Below are 18,674 nucleotides of genomic sequence, written 5' to 3'. Positions count from 1 at the left end.
CCGCATGGATCAGCGGGGCGCCGAGCACTGGGTGGTCCACCGCGACCGCTACGACCGCATGTACGAGCCGTTCCAGGACGCCCTCCTGGCGGCCGCCGACATCCGCAGCGGCGAGAGCGTGCTCGACGTCGGCTGCGGGTACGGCACGACGACGCTGGCCGCCGCCGCGCTCGCCCGGCCCGGCCCGGTCACCGGCATCGACCTCTCGCCCACGATGCTCGCCCTGGCGCGGGCCGGCGCCGCCGGGACGAGCACCGTCTCGTTCGTCGAGGACGACGCGCAGACCCACGACTTCCCGCCGTCGTCGTTCGACGTCGTGGTGTCGCGGTTCGGCGTCATGTTCTTCGCCGACCCGCTCGCGGCGTTCGCCACCCTGCGGCGCGCCACGCGACCCGGGGGGCGCCTCGCCTTCGTCGCCTGGCGCTCCCCGGCGGACCAGCCCTGGCTCTGCGTGCCGGGAGCGGCGGTCGCCCGCTACGTCGAGCTCCCCGACCTGACCAACGGCGGCGGACCCGGCATGTTCGCCCTCGCCGACGCCGACCGGGTGCGGGCACTGCTCGGCGCGGCCGGATGGACCGGGGTCGAGCTGGCACCCGTGACCACGCCGCTCCTGCTCGGCCGCTCCCCCGAGGACACCGTCGACTTCCTCCGGAGCGGTTCGCTCGGCAGCCGGACCCTCGACGGCACCGACGCGGACACCGAAGCCCGCGCCCTGGCCGAGGCCCGGGCGGCCCTGGCTCGGTACACCCGGCCCGACGGGGTCCGGCTCGACGCGGGCGTCTGGCTCGTCCAGGCGCGGGCCTGACCGAGCCGTGCCTCGTCAGACCGGCTGGCGGGCCCGGACGAGCAGGTGCTGGCGGAAGAACGCCGCGAGCTCGTCGGTGGCGTCGAGCGGCAGCACGGCCGCGACGTACTGGTCGGGCCGGACGACGACGACGCACCCGCCACGGTCCACGCCGCGCGCCTCGAAGATGTCGACGTCCGGGTCCGTGGCGAACACCTTCTCGTAGTCGTAGAGCTGGAACGGCCCGGTGCGGGGGCGGAAGAGGTCGGGCACGGTCGGGTGGTCGACGTCGACGTGGCGCTGCTGGTAGACGACCTTGACGTCGAGGACGCTGTCCAGCTGCTCCCCCTCGGGCGTGTGGGCGCGCACGGGTGAGTCGGGCGAGCCGGCCATCCAGTCGGCCCACGGCGTCAGCGCGGTCGCGTCCCGGTCGGCGAACGCGTACACGCGCCAGCGGCCGTCCGCGAGGTGCTGGTGGCCGAGCTGCAGGGGGTTGGCGTCCGCGACGCGCACGACGGGGGCGGACTTGAACCGCTTCCCCACCGGGAACCCCGCGGCGAGCGCCTGGTGCGCCGGCTCCGCGACCAGCATCGACGGCGGGTACTGCGTCATGAACCCGAAGAGGAACTCGGTGGTCTGCACGTAGAAGTCCGCGAGCTCGGCCGGGTCGTCGAAGTCCTCGGGCTTCTTCGCCATGAGCGTCGACCACTGCTTGTCGAAGTCGATGAGGTTCTGCGCGATGACCTGGCGCTCGGCCGAGTAGGTGGCCAGCAGGCTCTCCGGGCTGCGCCCCGACAGCACGTAGCCGAGCTTCCAGCCGAGGTTGAACCCGTCCTGCATGGACACGTTCATGCCCTGTCCGGCCTTCGCGCTGTGCGTGTGGCAGGCGTCGCCCTCGATGAAGACACGCGGGGTGCGCGTGCCGATCCGGTCGAGCGGGACGTCGTCGAACCGGTCGGTGACGCGGTGGCCCACCTCGTAGACGCTGTGCCACGCGACGTCTCGCACGTCGAGCGTGTACGGGTGCAGGATCGCGTTCGCGTGGGCGACGATCTGCTCGACGGTCGTGCTGCGCAGCGCGCCGTGGTTCTCCGGCCGGACCTCACCCAGGTCCACGTACATGCGGAACAGCTGGCCGCCTTCGCGCGGGATGAGCAGGATGCTGCCGCCCGTGCCGGACTGGATCGCGCACTTCTTGCGGATGTCCGGGAAGTCGGTCACGGCGAGGACGTCCATGACGCCCCACGCGTGGGCCGCGGAGCCACCGGTCGCCGTGCAGCCGATGGACCGCCGGACGCCGCTGTGCGCGCCGTCGGCGCCGACGACGTACCGGGCGCGGACGACCTTCTCCTCGCCCGACGCGCGCGCGAGGTGGACCGTCACGGGGTGCTCGCCCTGGTCGGCGATCTCCAGGTCGCGGAACTCGTAGCCGTAGTCGGGCCGCATCCGCGTCGGGGCGTCGGCCATGAACTCGGCGAAGTAGTCGAGCACGCGCGCCTGGTTGACGTACAGGTGCGGGAACTCGCTGATGCCCGACGGGTCGTCGGCGGTCCGCTCCCCGCGCACGATCCGCGAGGGGTCCGCCGGGTCCGGGTGCCAGAAGCAGACCTCCATCACGCGGTAGGACTCCTCGGCGATCCGGCCGGCGAACCCGAACGCCGCGAAGGTCTCGACGCTGCGCGGCTGGATCCCGTCGGCCTGGCCGATGGCCAGCCGGCCCTCCCGACGGTCGACGATCCGCGTGACCACGTCCGGGAACTGCGACAGCTGCGCGGCGGTGATCATGCCGGCGGGCCCGGTGCCGACGATGAGCACGTCCACCTCGTCGGGGAGCTCGTCGGGCCGGTCGAGGCCGACGCCCGCCGCGGGCTGGACCCGCGGGTCGCCGGAGACGTAGCCGTGGTGGTGGAACTGCATGGGACCGACTCCCCTGACGCCGATGTCGAGGTGGAACGGATCGTATATTATCCCCACTGAGCCGCGACGACGACGTCGCGGTCGACCTGGTCCGGGAGGCCCTGCTCCATGCCGACGGTTTCCGCGCACGTCGCCGTCACGCTCGCCGCGCACGTCGACCACGTCTTCGGGGTCATGGGCAACGGCAACGCGTACTTCCTCGACGCCCTCACCTGCCAGACCGACGCCCGCTTCGTGCCCGTCCGGCACGAGGCCGGTGCGGTCGTCGCCGCCGACGCCTTCCATCGCGCCTCGGGCCGGCTCGCCGCCGCGACGACGACGTACGGGGCCGGGTTCACCAACACCCTCACCGCCCTCGCCGAGGCCGTGCAGGCGCACGTGCCGCTCGTGCTCGTCGTCGGCGACGAGCCGACGTCGGGCCCGCGGCCCTGGGACGTCGACCAGATCGCGATGGCCTCGGCCGTGGGCGCCCGCACCTACACCGTGGGCCGCGCGGACGCGGCCGCCACCACCGTGATCGCCGTCGAGCACGCGCTGACCTACCGGGTGCCCACGGTCCTCGCGATCCCCTACGACGTCGCCACCCTCGACACCGGCCCCGTGCCGGAGACGCCCACCCCCCGGCTGCCGGCACCGCTCGCCGTGCGCGGCGCGTTCGCCGACGGCGTCGTCCGCGAGATCGCCGCGGCGCTCGGCGCGGCGCGCCGGCCGCTGCTCCTCGCGGGCCGTGGCGCCTGGGAGTCGGGCGCCGGCGACGCGCTCGGGGCGCTCGCCGACGCCACCGGTGCGCTGACGACCACGACAGCTCTCGGGCGCGGGGTCTTCCCCCGGAGCGAGTTCGACCTCGGCGTCGCCGGGGGGTTCGGCGCCCAGGAGGCCATGGAGCTCGTGCGCGAGGCCGACGTCGCGCTCGTCGTCGGCGCGGCCCTCAACCAGTTCACCATGCGGTTCGGGGACCTCTTCGCCCCCGGGTGCCGCGTCTTCCAGGTCGACGTCGCGCCCGCGGCGACGCACCCGCACGTCGGCGGGTACGTCCGCGGGGACGCCACGGTCGTCACCGAGGCGATCCTCAAGGAGCTGGACGGAGGCACGCCCAGCGGGTGGCGGGAGTCCGTCGACCTCACGGCCGCGCGCCGGCACGAGCCCGGGGACGGGACCGCCGACGACGGACGGCTCGACCCGCGCTCCGCGGCGGCCCGCCTCGCGGAGCTGCTGCCCGAGGACCGCGTCGTCGTCTCGGACGGCGGGCACTTCCTCGGCTGGTCGAACATGTACTGGCCGGTGTCCGCCCCGGACCGGATGGTCATGGTCGGCACGGCGTTCCAGGCGATCGGGCTCGGGTTCCCCAGCGTGGTGGGAGCGGCGCTCGCCCGGCCCGAGTCCACCGTGGTCCTGACCACGGGCGACGGCGGCGGGCTCATGGCCCTGTCCGACCTCGAGTCGGCGGTGCGGGTGGCCGGCGGCCGCGGGATCGCGGTCGTCTGGAACGACGGGGCGTACAGCGCCGAGATGCACCTCTACGGGCGCAAGGGCCTGGCCCAGGAGCCGATGCTCATCCCCGACGTCGACTTCGCCGGCGTGGCCACCGCCCTCGGCGCGCAGGGCGTCACCGTCCGCACCGTGGAGGACCTCGAGGCGCTCACGGCGTGGCGCGCCCGCCCCGTCGCCGAGCGCCCGTTCCTGCTCCTCGACCTGCGGGTCTCCGGCACCGTGGTCGCGCCCTTCTGGGAGGAGATCTCCCGGGCGAGCGGCTGACCCCGACGGACGTCCACCGACGACTTCTCACCACGCGCGCGAGGGAACACATGAGCCAGGACAGCACGGACGGCAGGTTCTCCGGCCTCCCCGGACGCCCCGGGAAGATCGTCGCGATCCACGTCGCCTACGCCTCGCGCGCCGACCAGCGCGGTCGCCGCCCCGACCGACCGTCGTACTTCTTCAAGCCCTCGAGCTCGGTGGCCCCGTCGGGCGGCACCGTCGAGCGGCCGGCCGGCACCGAGCTGCTCGCCTTCGAGGGCGAGATCGCGCTCGTCATCGGCACCGCGGCCCGGCGCGTGCCGCTGGACCGGGCGTGGGACCACGTCGCCTGGGTCACCGCGGCGAACGACCTCGGGCTGTACGACCTGCGCGCGAACGACAAGGGCTCCAACGTGCGGTCGAAGGGCGGGGACGGGTTCACGCCCGTCGGCCCGGGCCTCCTCGACGCCCGGGTGGTCGACCCGGGCGCCCTGCGCGTGCGCGCCTGGGTCAACGGCGAGATCCGCCAGGACGACACCACCGCGGGGCTCCTGTTCCCGCTCCCGCAGCTCGTGGCGGACCTCTCGCAGCACCTCACGCTCGAGCCGGGCGACGTCATCCTCACCGGCACCCCCGCCGGCTCCTCGGTGGTCGTCCCCGGGGACGTCGTCGAGATCGAGGTCGACGCGCCGGACGCCCCCGGGACGCCGACCTCCGGGCGGCTCGTCACCACGGTCGTCCAGGGCGAGCAGGCGTTCGACGGGTCGCTCGGGTCGCTGCCCGCCGTCGACGACGTCCAGCGCGCCGAGGCGTGGGGGTCTCGCGCCGCCGCGGGGCTCGGGCCCACCGGGCTCTCCCCGGAGCTGCGCGAGAAGCTCGAGCGCGCCCCCGTCGCCGCGCTGAGCGCCCAGCTGCGCAGGCGCGGCCTCGACGAGGTGACGATCGACGGCGTCCGGCCGATGCACCCGGGCGCCAAGCTCGTCGGCACCGCGCGCACGCTGCGGTTCGTGCCGGGCCGCGAGGACCTCTTCGCCCGCCACGGGAGCGGCTACAACGCCCAGAAGAGGGCGTTCGACGCGGTCGGCGAGGGCGAGGTGATCGTCATCGAGGCGCGCGGCGAGGACGGGTCCGGCACGCTCGGCGACATCCTCGCCCTGCGTGCTCACGCGCGCGGCGCGGCCGGCATCGTGACCGACGGCGGTGTCCGCGACCACGCGGCCGTCGCCGCCGTCGGCATCCCCGTCTACTCGGCGGGCGCGCACCCCGCCGTGCTGGGCCGCAAGCACGTGCCGTGGGACGTCGACGTCGCGGTCGCGTGCGGCGGGACAACCGTCGAGCCCGGCGACGTGCTGGTCGGCGACGGCGACGGCGTCGTGGTCATCCCGCCGGCGCTGGTCGAGGAGGTGGTCGACGCCGCCCTCGCCCAGGAGGAGGAGGACGGCTGGATCGCCGAGCAGGTGGCCGCCGGTCACGCGGTCGACGGCCTGTTCCCCATGGACGCGCGGTGGAGGGCGAGGTACGACGCATGGCGCGCGACGCGGTGAGCGAGGAGGCGCAGGCCCGGAGCAAGTCGCAGCTCGCGTACCTCTGGCTCAAGGAGCGGATCGCGGGCGAGGAGCTCGCGCCGGGGTACCGCCTGGTCCTGGCGTCGGTGGCGAACGAGCTCGACATGAGCGTCGTGCCGGTGCGCGAGGCGATCCGGCGGCTCGAGGCGGAGGGTCTGGTGACGTTCGAGCGCAACGTCGGGGCGCGCGTGTCCATGATCGACGACTCCCAGTACCGGCACAGCATGGAGACGCTCGCCATCCTCGAGGGCACGGCCACCGCGCTCGCGGCCCGGCACCTCACCGCCGACGACCTGCGGCAGGCGCGCGAGCTCAACCGCCGCCTCGTCGAGTCGCTCGAGCACTTCGACCCGCGGGTCTTCACGTCCCTGAACCACGAGTTCCACGCGGTGCTGTTCGCCGCCTGCCCGAACCCGCGGATGCTGGCGCTCGTCGAGGCGGAGTGGACCCGGCTGGGCCACCTGCGCGACTCGACCTTCAGCTTCGTGCCCGGCCGCGCGCAGGAGTCGGTGCGGGAGCACGAGGCCCTCGTCGACCTCATCGAGGCCGGCGCACCCCTGGCCGACATCGAGCGGACGGCCCGCCGGCACCGCTCGGCCACGCTCGCCGCCTACCTCAGCCACGAGCACCCCGACGGCGTCACGACCGCACTCCGAGAGGCGACCCATGGGTGAGACCAGCACGCCCCGCCACCTGCCCGCCGACCTGCCGGACCACATCCAGCACTACGTCGGCGGCCGGCACGTCGACTCGGCGGACGGCTCGACGTTCGAGGTCCTCGACCCGGTCTCGAACGCGACCTACCTCCGCGCGGCGGCCGGCAAGGCGGCCGACGTCGACCGGGCCGTCGCCGCGGCGCGGCACGCGTTCGAGGAGGGGCCGTGGCAGCGCATGCTGCCGCGCGAGCGCTCGCGGATCCTGCACCGGGTCGCCGACATCGTCGAGTCGCGCGACGCCCGCCTCGCGGAGCTGGAGAGCTTCGACTCAGGCCTGCCGATCACGCAGGCCCTGGGCCAGGCCCGCCGGGCCGCCGAGAACTTCCGGTTCTTCGCCGACCTCGTCGTCGCACAGACCGACGACGCCTTCAAGGTGCCGGGGCGCCAGCTCAACTACGTGAACCGCAAGCCGATCGGCGTCGCCGGGCTCATCACGCCGTGGAACACGCCGTTCATGCTCGAGTCGTGGAAGCTCGGGCCCGCGCTCGCCACGGGCAACACCGTGGTGCTCAAGCCGGCGGAGTTCACGCCGTTGTCGGCCTCTCTGTGGGCCGGGATCTTCGAGGAGGCCGGACTGCCCGTCGGCGTGTTCAACCTGGTGCACGGGCTCGGCGAGGAGGCCGGCGACGCGCTGGTCAAGCACCCCGACGTGCCGCTCATCTCGTTCACCGGCGAGAGCCGGACCGGGCAGCTGATCTTCGCCAACGCGGCGCCCCACCTGAAGGGCCTGTCGATGGAGCTGGGGGGCAAGTCCCCCGCGGTGGTCTTCGCCGACGCGGACCTCGAGGCGGCGATCGACGCGACGATCTTCGGGGTGTTCTCGCTCAACGGCGAGCGGTGCACCGCGGGCAGCCGGATCCTGGTGCAGCGCGAGATCTACGACGAGTTCGTCGAGCGCTACGCCGCGCAGGCGAAGCGCGTCGTCGTCGGTCCCCCGCACGAGGCGTCGACCGAGGTGGGCGCGCTCGTGCACCCGGAGCACTACGCGAAGGTCATGGGCTACATCGAGATCGGCCGGACCGAGGGGCGCCTGGTGGCGGGCGGCGGGCGGCCCGAGGGCTTCCCCACCGGCAACTACGTGGCGCCCACGGTCTTCGCCGACGTCCCGGCGGACGCCCGGATCTTTCAGGAGGAGATCTTCGGCCCGGTCGTCGCCATCACGCCGTTCGACACCGACGAGGAGGCGCTCGCGCTCGCCAACGGAGTGCGATACGGGCTCGCGGCGTACGTCTGGACCAACGACCTGCGGCGGGCCCACACCTTCGCGCAGGCGGTGGAGTCGGGCATGGTCTGGCTCAACTCGAACAACGTGCGCGACCTGCGCACCCCGTTCGGCGGCGTCAAGGCGTCCGGGCTCGGCCACGAGGGCGGGTACCGGTCGATCGACTTCTACACCCACCAGCAGGCCGTGCACGTGACGCTCGGTGCGGCGCACAACCCGACCTTCGGCAAAGGACACTGACGTGAGCGCGACCCCGATCACCCCCGGCGGGCCGGAGCCCGTCGTGACCGCCGAGGACCCGATCCGGGCCGGCGACCGCATCCCGACGCCGTCGTCCCCGCCGCCCGACATCCTGCGCGCCGCCTCGATGGAGCTCGTGGTCACGGACCTCGCGGCGTCGCGGCGGTTCTACGTCGACGTCCTCGGCTTCGTCGTGACCGAGGAGGACGAGAGCTCCGTCTACCTGCGCAGCCTCGAGGAGTTCATCCACCACAACCTCGTCCTGCGCGTCGGCCCGGTCGCCGCCGTCTCCGCGCTCTCCTTCCGGGTCCGGGCGCCGGAGGACCTCGACAAGGCCGTCGCGTTCTACCGCGAGCTCGGGTGCCGGGTCGAGCGGCGGGCCGACGGGTTCGTGCGAGGGTTCGGCGACTCCGTCCGCGTCGAGGACCCGCTGGGGTTCCCGTACGAGTTCTTCCACGACGTCGAGCACGTCGAGCGGCTCGCGTGGCGCTACGACCTCTACACGCCCGGCGCGCTCGTGCGGATCGACCACTTCAACCAGGTCACCCCGGACGTGCCCCGCGCCGTCCGCCACCTGGAGGACCTCGGCTTCCGGGTGACCGAGGACATCCAGGACGAGGCCGGCACCACCTACGCCGCGTGGATGCGTCGCAAGCCCACCGTCCACGACACTGCGATGACGGGCGGCAACGGCCCGCGCCTGCACCACGTCGCCTTCGCCACCCACGAGAAGCACAACATCCTGGCGATCTGCGACAAGCTCGGCGCGCTGCGGATGTCGGACCGGATCGAGCGGGGCCCCGGCCGGCACGGCGTGTCCAACGCGTTCTACCTGTACCTGCGCGACCCCGACGGGCACCGCATCGAGATCTACACGCAGGACTACTACACCGGCGACCCGGACAACCCGGTGGTGACCTGGGACGTGCACGACAACCAGCGCCGCGACTGGTGGGGCAACCCGGTGGTCCCCTCCTGGTACACCGAGGCGTCGCTCGTCCTCGACCTCGACGGCGTCCCGCAGCCGGTGGTGGCGCGCACGGACACCAGCGAGATGGAGGTGACGATCGGGGCCGACGGGTTCTCGTACACGCGCAAGGGCGACGCCCCCGACGAGCTGCCGAGCTGGAAGCAGGGCGAGTACAAGCTCGGGCACCAGCTGTGACCCCCCTGCCGATCGAGACCCTGACCGCGATCGCCGACGAGCTCGCCGCCGCGGAGCGGGACCGGGCGATGGTGCCCCTGCTGACCGCGCGGCACCCCGGCATGACCGTCGAGGACGCGTACGCGGTGCAGCGCGAGTGGCGCCGGCGCGGCGTGTCCGCCGGTCGGCGGCCCGTCGGCCGCAAGATCGGCCTGACGTCGAAGGCGATGCAGGCGGCGACCGGCATCGACGAGCCCGACTACGGAGCCATCTTCGACGACATGGTCTACGAGACCGGTGCGGTGATCGAGCACGACCGGTTCTCGAACGTCCGCATCGAGGTCGAGCTCGCGTTCCGCCTGGCCGAGCCCCTCGACGGCCCGGACGCCTCGTTGGACGACGTCCTGCGGGCCACCGAGTACGTGGTGCCCGCGCTGGAGATCCTGTCCTCGCGCATCGAGCTCCAGGGTCGCACGATCGTCGACACCATCAGCGACAACGCGGCGATGGGAGCCATGGTCGTCGGGGACACCCGCATCGCGCCCGGGGACGTCGACCTGCGCTGGGTCGCCGCGATGCTGCACCGGAACGAGTCCATCGAGGAGTCGGGCGTCGCGGGAGCGGTCCTGGGCCACCCCGCCCGGGGCGTCGCGTGGCTGGCGAACAAGCTGGCGCAGCACGGCGACCGCCTCGAAGCCGGCGAGCTCGTGCTCGCGGGCTCCTTCACCCGCCCGATCTGGGTCCAGCCGGGCGACACCGTGCTGGCCGACTACCGCGACCTGGGGACGATCACATGCCGCTTCGTCTGACGCCGACCTTCCGCGACGCCCTCGCGACGGCCGACGGCCCCCTGGTCGGGATGTGGGTCTGCTCGGGCAGCCCGCTCGTGGCCGAGATCTGCGCGGGTGCCGGGCTCGACCTGCTGCTGATCGACATGGAGCACTCGCCCAACGGGCTCGAGTCCGTGCTGGCGCAGCTCCAGGCCGTCGCCGCCTACCCCGTGACCCCGGTCGTCCGGGTCCCGAGCGCCGACCCCGTGACCATCAAGCAGGTGCTGGACCTCGGGGCGCAGAACCTCGTCGTGCCGATGGTCTCGTCGGCGGACGCGGCCCGGGCCGTGGTCGAGGCCGTCCGCTACCCACCGCGCGGGCGCCGCGGCGTCGGTTCGGCGCTCGCCCGCTCGGCCCGGTGGAACCGCGTCGACGGGTACCTCGAGGACGCCGACGCGCACGTGTCGCTGGTCGTGCAGGTCGAGACGGCCGAGGGCGTGGCGGCCGCCGAGGCGATCGCCGCGGTGGACGGCGTCGACGGCGTGTTCGTCGGGCCGGCCGACCTCGCGGCCTCGATGGGGCTGCTCGGCCGGCAGACCCACCCGGACGTCGTCGCCGCCGTCCACCGCGCCTTCGACGGCGTGCGCGCCGCGGGCACGCCGGTGGGCGTCAACGCGTTCGACCCCGCTCTGGCCCGCTCCTACGTCGACGCCGGCGCGTCGTTCGTGCTGGTCGGGGCCGACGTGACGCTGCTGGCACGGGGGTCGGAGGAGCTGGCCCGCCGACTCGTGCCACCCGACGAGCTCAGCTGACGGGCGGGACCTCGCGCGGCGTCAGCAGGATCACGGGCAGCTGCCGGTCGGTCTTCCTCTGGTAGGTGGCGAAGCGCGGGACCGCGGCCGTGACCCGGGCCCACGCGGCCTCCCGCTCGTCGCCGTGCAGCTCGCGGGCGCTCACCGGGATGGTCTGCCCGGCGAGGTCGATCGTCAGCCGGTCGGGCTGGGCGGCCGCGTTGAGGTACCACGCCGGGTTGCGCGCGCCGCCCGCCGCCGCGGCGATCACGACCCAGCCGTCCGGCTCGCCGGGGAACCAGCCGAGCGGGGTGGCGCGCTCCTGACCGCTCTTGCGCCCGACGGTGTTCAGCACGAGCGCGTCCAGCCCCATGAAGCGGCCGTCGCGGCGGCGCCGCACCCGGTTCGCGGTGCGGTCGTTCACCCACCGGAACAGCGGTCCGCGCGGCTGGCGTGCGCCGCGCGTCCCGACCGGGTAGCTGAAGCTCATCGGCTCACTCCTGGTCTCGAGGGGACACGGCCCGCCCTCAGCCTCGCACGCGGCGCGTGAACCAGGCGTCGAGGTACGCCCGGAGACCCGACAGGTCCCGACCGCCGCGGTAGGCCACGTACCCGTCGGGGCGCACCAGGAGGTGGCCCGGCCGCGACCCGTCCACGCCGAGCAGCCGGTGCACCCGCCCCGACCCGTCGTGCAGGACGCGCGGGCCGGCCAGCCTGCTGAGCCGGAGCACGGTGACCTCGACCTCCAGGCCTGCCAGCGCGGGAGCGGCGTCGAGCGCCCAGTGGTCGACCGGCCCGAGCATGATCAGGTGGAACGCGCGGCCCGCGGTCGCCTCGTGCAGCGTCGTCAGCCGCCCGTCGACCACGACCGGCGCATCCGGCAGGCGGTCGCCGGCGCGCACCGCTCGGCCGAAGGACCCGGGCCCGTCCACCGACAGCGGGCTGTGGCGGTAGCGGATGCCGAGCTCGGAGAGCGTCCGGAACGCGCACGCCCGCCCGGCGCGGGAGCGCGCGAGGGTGGGCAGCACCGCGGGCGCCAGGCGCGTGCGGGCGAGCACGACCGAAGCGTTCGTGGAGGTGGCGACGGTGAAGGCGCGGTCGGTGAAGCGCAGCACCGTGCGCCCGACGGGAGCCCGTTCGGCCTCGTACGTGTCGAGCAGCGCCCGCCTGCCTCCCCCGGCGGTGACCAGGGCGAGCTTCCACGCGAGGTTCACGGCGTCCTGGATCCCCGTGTTCATCCCCTGCGCACCCGCGGGGCTGTGCACGTGCGCGGCGTCGCCGGCCACGAAGGCCCGTCCGGCGCGGTAGTGCGCGGCGCCGCGGTTGTGCAGCCGGAACCTCGTCATCCACACGGGGTCGCGCACCCGGACGCCGCCGCCCGTGTACCGGTCGGCGAGCGCCTGGACCTCCGGCAGACGGACGGCCTCGTCCGGTCCGACGGGTTCGCCGAGCGGCCGCATGGCCAGCATCCGCCAGGTCGACGGGCTGCCCAGCGGGAAGAAGAACAGCATCCCCGACCGACCGAGGAACGCGTGGGCCGCGCCCGGCTCGATCCCGTCCGCCTCCAGGTCGGCCAGCACGAAGGTCTGCGGGTAGGCGCTGCCCGTGAACGGGATCCCGGCCAGCCGGCGCACGGTGCTGTGGGACCCGTCGCACCCGACGACGAACTGCGCCTCGACCGTCTCCTCGCGCCCACCGGCGTCACGCAGCGTGCAGGTGGCGGCGTCCGTGCCGTCGACGAACCCGACGAGCTCCACGCCGCGCTCGAGCCGGACGCCGCGCGCGTCCAGGTCCTGGCCGAGCACCTGCTCGGTCTCCGCCTGGGAGAGGAAGAGCAGGAACGGGTAGCGGGTGTCCCGGGTCCCGAGGTCGAACAGCGGCATCCGGACGACCCGGCGGGGGAAGTGGACCTGGACCGCGACCGCGCGGTTCCCCCGCCGCAGGAGCTCCGCGGTCACGCCGAGCGGCGCCAGGACCTCCAGCGTGCGTGGCTGGATGGCGAGCGCCCGCGACTCGCGCACCCGGTCGAGCTGCCGGTCGACGATGCGGACGCGGACGTCACGACGGGCCAGCTCCGCGGCGAGGGCAAGGCCGGTCGGCCCGGCGCCGACCACCAGGACGTCGACCGAGGCACGACGTCCGTTCTCGTCGCCCACCCCAGCACCGTAGACCGCGCACGGCCCACGCCGCCGGTGCCGTCACCCCGTCGCGGAACCCGTCTCCTCGTGGTCGGCCATCGTGTCCACCACCGAGAACGACGCGTCGAGCTGCACGTCGACCTGCCGGCCGTCGTCGAGGGTCACCTCGATCTCGTAGTAGCTGTCCTCGTCGCCCACCTCCGTGCCGGTGACGGTTCCTCCGCCGGTGCTCGCCAGCGCCGCCTCGCTGGCTCGGGCGAGCGCGTCACCGGTCACCGGGCGGTCGGCGCCGTCCTCCCCCGGCGTCGCCAGCGCCGCCCCGCCGGCGAGGACGGTCGCCGCGGCGGCCGTGACGAGGATGGTCCGGGTGGTCCTGTGCATGACGTCCCTCCAGCTGTGTCGATCCACGGTGCGGTCCCGACGATGGTGCCCACGCCCTGCTGAACCCCGGCTGACGGGTTCAGGCGGACGTCAGCGGGAGGGACGAGGATCGGAGCGGGTCGGAGGGAGGGTCGCGTGAAGCTGCTGCTGGTCGACGACGACGTCAAGCTCGCCGGCACCCTCGAGCGCGGACTGCGCGCCGAGGGGTTCCAGGTCGAGCGCGCCGACAACGGCATCGACGGCGCGTGGCGTGCGGCCGAGGGAAGCTACGACCTGATCCTCCTCGACGTCATGCTGCCGGGACGCGACGGGTACCGGATCTGCGCCGACCTGCGCGAGCGCGGAGACCTGACGCCTGTCCTCATGCTGACCGCGAAGGACGGCCCGCTCGACATCACGGAGGGGCTCGACCTCGGGGCCGACGACTACCTGACCAAGCCGTTCGCGTTCACGGTGCTGGTCGCCCGGATCCACGCGCTGCTGCGTCGCGCGGCGGTCGGCGTCCCGGCGCCGATGGCCGTCGGCGACCTCGAGCTGGAGCTGCGCACCCGGCGAGCACGTCGTGCCGGGGTGGAGATCCCGCTGACCGCACGTGAGTTCGACCTGCTCGCGTTCCTGGTGCGCCGGGCGGGGCAGGTGGTGTCCAAGCAGCAGATCCTCGCCGGCGTCTGGGAGGACGAGTTCGAGGGCGACCCGAACGTGGTCGAGGTCTACGTCGCGCGCCTGCGGCGCAAGGTCGACGCGCCGTACGGCCGCCAGACGATCGAGACCGTCCGGGGCGCCGGGTACCGCGCCGTGCCGACGTGACCGGCCGCCTCGCCGGGCCGCGCACCCTCGTCGCCTCCCTGCGGTTCCGTGTCACGGCCCTGGCCACGCTGGCGGTGCTCGTCGTGCTCACCGTCGCGAGCGTCTCGCTCGTCCTCGCCCAGCGCGCGATCCTCACCGACAACCTCGACGAGGCGCTCGCCCAACGGGCCGACGCCGTCCTCGCGGCGTGGGGGGCGGGTCGACCCGTCGCCGCGGCGGCACCGGACTCCGACGACGTGTGGGTCGAGATCGTGGGAGCCGACGGGGTGGTCGTCGCCCGGTCCCCCTCCTCGCCCGACGCCCCGTGGGCCCTGCCGACCGCCCCCGACGGGAGCACCACGACGATCACGCTCCCGACGGGGCAGCCAGGACGCCTGGCGACCCGGAGCGCCGACGGCACGACGGTCCGCGTCGCGGGAGCCCTCGACGACGTGCGGGAGAGCACCGCCGTCCTGGCGGGCTCGCTCGCGGTGGCGGTGCCCGTCAGCGCCGCCGTCCTGGCGGTGATCGTCTGGTGGTCCGTCGGCCGGACCCTGCGACCGGTGGACCACATCCGCGCCGAGGTCGACCGGATCTCCGGGTCCGAGCCGGACGCCCGGGTCAGCGAACCACCGACCCGGGACGAGGTCGCCCGGCTGGCGCGCACGATGAACGCGATGCTCGACCGCGTCTCGTCCGCGGCGCAGCGGCAGCGCCGGTTCGTCGGCGACGCCTCGCACGAGCTGCGCGGACCCCTCGCCCGCATGCGGTCGGAGCTCGAGGTGGACGAGGCCCACCCGTCGACCGCCGACCTCGCGGCGACCCACCGCAGCCTCCTCGCCGAGACCGTCGGCCTGCAGGCCCTGGTCGACGACCTGCTGGTGCTCGCCCGCGGCGACGCCGGGGTGCTCGAGGTCGCGCACCCCGTCGCCGTCGACCTCGACGCCGTCGTCCTGGCGGCCGTCGCGGAACGGCCGACGAGCGACCGAGCCCTCCGGATCGGCACGCGCGAGGTCTCCCCGGTCCAGGTCCTCGGCGATCCGGCGCAGCTCCAGCGGCTGGTCGGGAACCTCGTCGACAACGCGCTCCGGCACGCGGAGCACGCGGTGTCGATCACCCTGGCCGCCACCCCGGACGGGCGCGCCGAGCTCGCGGTGCTCGACGACGGTCCCGGGATCCCGGCGGAGCACCGCGAGGACGTGTTCCTCCCCTTCACCCGGCTCGACGACGCGCGTCCGGCGAGCGACGGCACGGGGCTCGGCCTGGCGATCGCGACCGATATCGCGCGTCGCCACCACGGCACGCTCGTGCTCGACGCCCGGCACCATCCCGGTGCGCGCTTCGTGCTCACCCTCCCGCTCGACCCGCGTTGACGGCGGCGGTCCCGGCCGGGTCCCCGGGACCTTCTGCTCTACCCCGCCTGCGCGCCCCCGGCGCAGGCTGGGGATCGAGCGGAGGGCGCCTGCCGCCCGGCACGACCGTCCTCCCCCGGAGGGAGTGAGTGCCATGGCACGCACCTGGAAGGCCGCGATCTACCTGTTCGACGCGGACGACCCGAGGTCCGACAGCGACGTCACCACGGCGCACGCCGTGCTCGAGACGGTCGGCGGGACGACGGTCGAGGGGTACGGGCGGGCGCGCCGCGCACCCGCGGACGTGGACGTCCCGGAGATCGGCGACGAGCTCGCCGCGGCCAGGGCCCTGCGCGACCTCGCCGACAAGCTGCTGCGCGCGACCTCGGACGACATCTCGCAGATCGAGCACGCCGAGGTGCACCTCGTGCGGTGACCGCGCGGGCTCCTCGTCCACGCGAGTGCGACAGGCGGGCCGGCGCGCGATGGTGGCGTGACCACCCACGTGCGAGCAGGCTTGTCGAGTGACCGAGACCGAGGAGCCCGGCGTGACCACGGCTCGGCACGGCCGCGGGCGGCTGGTCGCCGTGGTGCTGGCGGGGTTCGCGGTCGGCGCGGTGGTCGCGGTGTCCGCGGCGGCCGCACGCTCCGGTTCCCCCGACCGCGACTGGGTGGTCGCCTGGTCCGGCCTGGCCCTGGCGCTCGCCGTCACGTCGGCAGTCGTGTTCGAGCTCGGGCTCCGCCGGTCGGACGACGTGAGCCGGGTCCGCGCCGTGCGCTGGGGTCCCCTCCGGGCAGCCGCCGTCGCCACCGTGGCCGTGGTGGTGGTGCTCTGCGTGTCCACCCTGCTCGTCGACCTGACCGGGGTGAGCTGGCGGGGGCTCGCGCTGACCATCTGGGCCGTCGTGGGCTCGACGACGGTCGTGGTCGCGATGCTGGGCGTCCGCAGCGCCGTCCACGCCGTGCCCGCGGGGACGACCCTCGGGCGGCGCGTCGACGACTACCTGCGGCTGCGCGAGCTCACCGTCGGGCTCCTGCCCCCGCTCGGCGCGCTCGTCGCGCTGTCGACCTTCGCGCTCGGCGCAGCCGCCCAGCTCGCGCCGCTGCACGGTGCCGCGCCCGTCACGTCGAGCACGGTGCTCGTGTTCGGGGTGGCCGGGACGGCCCTCGTCGGGTGCGTGTACGCGGTGCCGCGCCACGCCCTGCGCACCGAGGCCCGCGACCTGCTCCGGGCGCTGGCTCCCGTCGTCGGGACCCACGCCGACGCCGTCCGCGCCGAGCTCCAGCAGCGACAGGCCGTCCGGGCCCAGCTCGGGCTGGACGCCACGTTCCTGGGCGACCTGCAGTCGGGGCTCTCCATCCTCGGCCCGCTCCTCGCGGCCGCGACGACCCTGCTCGTGACCACCCGATAGTCGCGGCTGGACGGCTCAGCGTCCGACGAGCTCGTCCCGGCGGCGGACGAGGTACGCCGTCTCGGCGGAGTTGCCCGCCACCGCGATCGCCCGGTCGTACGCCGCGCGCGCCTCGTCGTCGCGCCCCAGGCGGCGCAGCAGGTGCGCGCGGGTCGCGTGGAAGGCGCGGTAGCCCTGCAGCGGCAGGCCGTCGACCTCCTCGAGCGCGACCCGCGGGCCGTCGAGCTCGGAGACCGCGACGGCCCGGTTGAGCCGCACGACCGGCGAGGGGTCGAGACCGACCAGCTGGTCGTAGAGCGCGACGACCTGCGGCCAGTCGGTGCCGCGGACGTCCGGGGCGTCGGTGTGGACCGCGTTGATGGCGGCGAGGAGCTGGTAGCGGCCCGGGGCCCGGCCGGACGCCAGCCGCTCGCGCACGAGGGCGTGGCCCTCGGCGATCAGGGCCCGGTCCCAGCCCGTGCGGTCCTGCTCGTCGAGGGCGACGAGCTCCCCGCTCGGCGACACGCGCTCGGCCCGTCGGGCCTCGGTCAGCAGCATCAGGGCCAGCAGCCCGGCGACCTCGCCGTCCGCCGGCAGCAGGTCCCGGACCAGCCGGGTCAGCCGGATCGCCTCGGCGGTGAGGTCGCCGCGCACGGCCGGCGCCCCGGGCTCCGAGGCGAGGTAGCCCTCGTTGAAGACGAGGTAGAGCACGGTGAGCACCCCGGTGACCCGGGCCGGGAGGTCGTCGCGGTACGGCACGCCGTACGGGATCCGCGCCGCCCGGATCTTGGCCTTCGCGCGGGTGATCCGCCGGCTCATCGCGGTCTCCTGGACCAGGAAGGCGCGCGCGATCTCCGGCACGGTGAGCCCGCCGACCATCCGCAAGGTCAACGCGACCCGCGCTTCCATGGCCAGCGCGGGGTGGCAGCAGGTGAACACGAGCCGGAGGCGGTCGTCGTCGACGGCACCCAGCGGCTCGGGCGCGCCGGTCAGCATCATCGCCTCCCGCTGCCTCTGGCCTCGCCCGGCCTCGCGACGGAGCCGGTCGATGGCCTTGCGGTGGGCGGTGAGGGTGAGCCACGCGCCGGGGTTCGCCGGGACGCCGTCGACCGGCCAGCGCGCGACGGCGGTCGCGAACGCCTCCGCGGCCATGTCCTCCGCGAGGTCGAGATCGCCGAAGCGTCGGGCCACGGCCGCGACCACCCGGGCCCACTCCGCACGGTGGACGCGGGCGATCGCCTCGTCGACCTCGGTCATGCCACCCCGACGAAGGGCCGGAGCTCGAGCCGGCGGTTGCAGCTCGCCGAGCCCTGGGCGGCGAGCCGCAGCGCGGCGTCGAGGTGCGGGGCGTCGATGATCCAGAAGCCGGCGACGAACTCCTTGGTCTCGACGTACGGGCCGTCCGTGAGCACGGCCTCGCCGTCCCGTCCGTCGACGACCGTGGCCGTACCCGGCGCCGCGAGGCCTCCGGCGAAGACCCAGTGCCCCTCCGTCCGGAGCCGGTCGTTGAACACGTCGATCGCGGCCATCTCCTCCGCGGTGCCGGACCCGGACCTCTCGTCGAGCACGGACATCAGGTAGTGCGCCATCGGATCGTCCCCTCCTCGTGCGGCCGCCCGGCGGGCCGCCGCTCACCAGTGCGACGAACGCCGGTGCCGGAGACCGACACGTCGCCGCGAGCTCGTCGAGGATCTTCGTACACCGCGGGACCGAGACTTAGGTCACACTCCACCGGAAAAC

The 18,674-nt window shown here is 74.4% G+C and carries 18 protein-coding genes; 12 read left to right on the top strand and 6 right to left on the bottom strand.

The window, feature by feature from the left end:
* Positions 1 to 4: 4 nt before the first annotated feature.
* Positions 5 to 805 carry a class I SAM-dependent methyltransferase gene (locus AB5970_RS09195; RefSeq protein ID WP_370503631.1) on the top strand — a complete coding sequence of 267 codons (801 nt, stop codon included), beginning with the start codon at positions 5 to 7 and terminating at the stop codon, positions 803 to 805.
* A 15-nt stretch (positions 806 to 820) separates the two neighbouring features.
* Here the strand turns inward: AB5970_RS09195 and AB5970_RS09190 are convergent, their stop codons facing one another.
* Positions 821 to 2,701: an FAD-binding monooxygenase gene (locus AB5970_RS09190; protein WP_370503630.1), complete on the bottom strand. Its 1,881-nt coding sequence runs from the start codon at positions 2,699 to 2,701 to the stop codon at positions 821 to 823.
* A gap of 108 nt (positions 2,702 to 2,809) precedes the next feature.
* Between AB5970_RS09190 and AB5970_RS09185 the strand changes: the two genes are divergently transcribed.
* The 7 genes from AB5970_RS09185 to AB5970_RS09155 all read left to right on the top strand — a co-directional run bounded on the left by AB5970_RS09185 (position 2,810) and on the right by AB5970_RS09155 (position 10,907).
* The gene (locus AB5970_RS09185; RefSeq protein ID WP_370503629.1) at positions 2,810 to 4,456 is read left to right on the top strand and encodes a thiamine pyrophosphate-binding protein; all 1,647 of its coding nucleotides are present in this window, start codon (positions 2,810 to 2,812) and stop codon (positions 4,454 to 4,456) included.
* A 50-nt stretch (positions 4,457 to 4,506) separates the two neighbouring features.
* A complete protein-coding gene (locus tag AB5970_RS09180) occupies positions 4,507 to 5,982 on the top strand; it encodes a fumarylacetoacetate hydrolase family protein (RefSeq protein ID WP_370503628.1) in 1,476 nt (491 codons plus the stop codon).
* On the top strand, positions 5,964 to 6,677 hold the full coding sequence (locus AB5970_RS09175) for a GntR family transcriptional regulator (protein WP_370503627.1): 714 nt from the start codon (positions 5,964 to 5,966) through the stop codon (positions 6,675 to 6,677). The genes AB5970_RS09180 and AB5970_RS09175 overlap by 19 nt, the downstream gene beginning before the upstream one ends.
* Complete coding sequence (hpaE, locus tag AB5970_RS09170; RefSeq protein ID WP_370503626.1) at positions 6,670 to 8,181, top strand: 5-carboxymethyl-2-hydroxymuconate semialdehyde dehydrogenase; 1,512 nt, start codon at positions 6,670 to 6,672, stop codon at positions 8,179 to 8,181. The genes AB5970_RS09175 and hpaE overlap by 8 nt, the downstream gene beginning before the upstream one ends.
* Position 8,182: 1 nt before the next feature.
* Positions 8,183 to 9,346: a 3,4-dihydroxyphenylacetate 2,3-dioxygenase gene (gene hpaD / locus AB5970_RS09165; protein ID WP_370503625.1), complete on the top strand. Its 1,164-nt coding sequence runs from the start codon at positions 8,183 to 8,185 to the stop codon at positions 9,344 to 9,346.
* A gap of 68 nt (positions 9,347 to 9,414) precedes the next feature.
* A complete protein-coding gene (locus AB5970_RS09160; RefSeq protein ID WP_370503681.1) occupies positions 9,415 to 10,134 on the top strand; it encodes a 2-keto-4-pentenoate hydratase in 720 nt (239 codons plus the stop codon).
* Positions 10,119 to 10,907 carry an HpcH/HpaI aldolase family protein gene (locus AB5970_RS09155; RefSeq protein WP_370503624.1) on the top strand — a complete coding sequence of 263 codons (789 nt, stop codon included), beginning with the start codon at positions 10,119 to 10,121 and terminating at the stop codon, positions 10,905 to 10,907. The genes AB5970_RS09160 and AB5970_RS09155 overlap by 16 nt, the downstream gene beginning before the upstream one ends.
* On the opposite strand, the gene AB5970_RS09150 is transcribed toward AB5970_RS09155, so the two are convergent.
* Genes AB5970_RS09150 through AB5970_RS09140 form a run of 3 tightly spaced genes read right to left on the bottom strand, consistent with a single transcriptional unit; the run spans position 10,900 to position 13,405 of the window.
* Positions 10,900 to 11,376, bottom strand: a complete 477-nt coding sequence (locus AB5970_RS09150) for a nitroreductase/quinone reductase family protein (protein WP_370503623.1) — start codon at positions 11,374 to 11,376, stop codon at positions 10,900 to 10,902. The two genes, AB5970_RS09155 and AB5970_RS09150, sit on opposite strands and share 8 nt — an antisense overlap.
* Before the next feature lie 37 nt (positions 11,377 to 11,413).
* On the bottom strand, positions 11,414 to 13,042 hold the full coding sequence (locus AB5970_RS09145) for an FAD-dependent monooxygenase (protein WP_370503622.1): 1,629 nt from the start codon (positions 13,040 to 13,042) through the stop codon (positions 11,414 to 11,416).
* A 42-nt stretch (positions 13,043 to 13,084) separates the two neighbouring features.
* Complete coding sequence (locus AB5970_RS09140) at positions 13,085 to 13,405, bottom strand: PepSY domain-containing protein (RefSeq protein ID WP_370503621.1); 321 nt, start codon at positions 13,403 to 13,405, stop codon at positions 13,085 to 13,087.
* 135 nt (positions 13,406 to 13,540) lie between these two features.
* Here AB5970_RS09140 and AB5970_RS09135 point away from each other — a divergent pair, with 135 nt between their 5' ends.
* The 4 genes from AB5970_RS09135 (at position 13,541) to AB5970_RS09120 (ending at position 16,955) form a co-directional block, all read left to right on the top strand.
* On the top strand, positions 13,541 to 14,212 hold the full coding sequence (locus AB5970_RS09135; RefSeq protein ID WP_370503620.1) for a response regulator transcription factor: 672 nt from the start codon (positions 13,541 to 13,543) through the stop codon (positions 14,210 to 14,212).
* Positions 14,209 to 15,564: a sensor histidine kinase gene (locus tag AB5970_RS09130; RefSeq protein ID WP_370503619.1), complete on the top strand. Its 1,356-nt coding sequence runs from the start codon at positions 14,209 to 14,211 to the stop codon at positions 15,562 to 15,564. The genes AB5970_RS09135 and AB5970_RS09130 overlap by 4 nt, the downstream gene beginning before the upstream one ends.
* 133 nt (positions 15,565 to 15,697) lie before the next feature.
* A complete protein-coding gene (locus AB5970_RS09125) occupies positions 15,698 to 15,979 on the top strand; it encodes a dsRBD fold-containing protein (RefSeq protein ID WP_370503618.1) in 282 nt (93 codons plus the stop codon).
* An 88-nt stretch (positions 15,980 to 16,067) separates the two neighbouring features.
* Positions 16,068 to 16,955 carry a hypothetical protein gene (locus AB5970_RS09120; protein WP_370503617.1) on the top strand — a complete coding sequence of 296 codons (888 nt, stop codon included), beginning with the start codon at positions 16,068 to 16,070 and terminating at the stop codon, positions 16,953 to 16,955.
* Between the two features lie 15 nt (positions 16,956 to 16,970).
* Here the strand turns inward: AB5970_RS09120 and AB5970_RS09115 are convergent, their stop codons facing one another.
* Complete coding sequence (locus tag AB5970_RS09115; RefSeq protein WP_370503616.1) at positions 16,971 to 18,191, bottom strand: RNA polymerase sigma factor; 1,221 nt, start codon at positions 18,189 to 18,191, stop codon at positions 16,971 to 16,973.
* Positions 18,188 to 18,523 carry a YciI family protein gene (locus tag AB5970_RS09110; RefSeq protein WP_370503615.1) on the bottom strand — a complete coding sequence of 112 codons (336 nt, stop codon included), beginning with the start codon at positions 18,521 to 18,523 and terminating at the stop codon, positions 18,188 to 18,190. Before AB5970_RS09110 ends, AB5970_RS09115 begins: the two co-directional genes overlap by 4 nt.
* Positions 18,524 to 18,674: the final 151 nt, after the last annotated feature.

Origin of the sequence: Cellulomonas sp. ICMP 17802 (assembly GCF_041295535.1) — a bacterium.
In the GTDB taxonomy this organism is placed as follows: Bacteria; Actinomycetota; Actinomycetes; order Actinomycetales; family Cellulomonadaceae; genus Cellulomonas.
The sequence above is the reverse complement of the archived record's forward strand: the minus strand, read 5'-3'. Positions and strand labels throughout refer to the sequence as shown.

What these genes read in the sequence shown, in the direction of transcription:
- AB5970_RS09195 (WP_370503631.1), top strand. Translation starts at nt 5, where the DNA reads ATGGATCAGCGGGGCGCCGAGCACTGGGTGGTCCACCGCGACCGCTAC.
- AB5970_RS09190 (WP_370503630.1), bottom strand. Translation starts at nt 2,701, where the DNA reads ATGCAGTTCCACCACCACGGCTACGTCTCCGGCGACCCGCGGGTCCAG.
- AB5970_RS09185 (WP_370503629.1), top strand. Translation starts at nt 2,810, where the DNA reads ATGCCGACGGTTTCCGCGCACGTCGCCGTCACGCTCGCCGCGCACGTC.
- AB5970_RS09180 (WP_370503628.1), top strand. Translation starts at nt 4,507, where the DNA reads ATGAGCCAGGACAGCACGGACGGCAGGTTCTCCGGCCTCCCCGGACGC.
- AB5970_RS09175 (WP_370503627.1), top strand. Translation starts at nt 5,964, where the DNA reads ATGGCGCGCGACGCGGTGAGCGAGGAGGCGCAGGCCCGGAGCAAGTCG.
- hpaE (WP_370503626.1), top strand. Translation starts at nt 6,670, where the DNA reads ATGGGTGAGACCAGCACGCCCCGCCACCTGCCCGCCGACCTGCCGGAC.
- AB5970_RS09160 (WP_370503681.1), top strand. Translation starts at nt 9,415, where the DNA reads ATGGTGCCCCTGCTGACCGCGCGGCACCCCGGCATGACCGTCGAGGAC.
- AB5970_RS09155 (WP_370503624.1), top strand. Translation starts at nt 10,119, where the DNA reads ATGCCGCTTCGTCTGACGCCGACCTTCCGCGACGCCCTCGCGACGGCC.
- AB5970_RS09150 (WP_370503623.1), bottom strand. Translation starts at nt 11,376, where the DNA reads ATGAGCTTCAGCTACCCGGTCGGGACGCGCGGCGCACGCCAGCCGCGC.
- AB5970_RS09140 (WP_370503621.1), bottom strand. Translation starts at nt 13,405, where the DNA reads ATGCACAGGACCACCCGGACCATCCTCGTCACGGCCGCCGCGGCGACC.
- AB5970_RS09125 (WP_370503618.1), top strand. Translation starts at nt 15,698, where the DNA reads ATGGCACGCACCTGGAAGGCCGCGATCTACCTGTTCGACGCGGACGAC.
- AB5970_RS09115 (WP_370503616.1), bottom strand. Translation starts at nt 18,191, where the DNA reads ATGACCGAGGTCGACGAGGCGATCGCCCGCGTCCACCGTGCGGAGTGG.
- AB5970_RS09110 (WP_370503615.1), bottom strand. Translation starts at nt 18,523, where the DNA reads ATGGCGCACTACCTGATGTCCGTGCTCGACGAGAGGTCCGGGTCCGGC.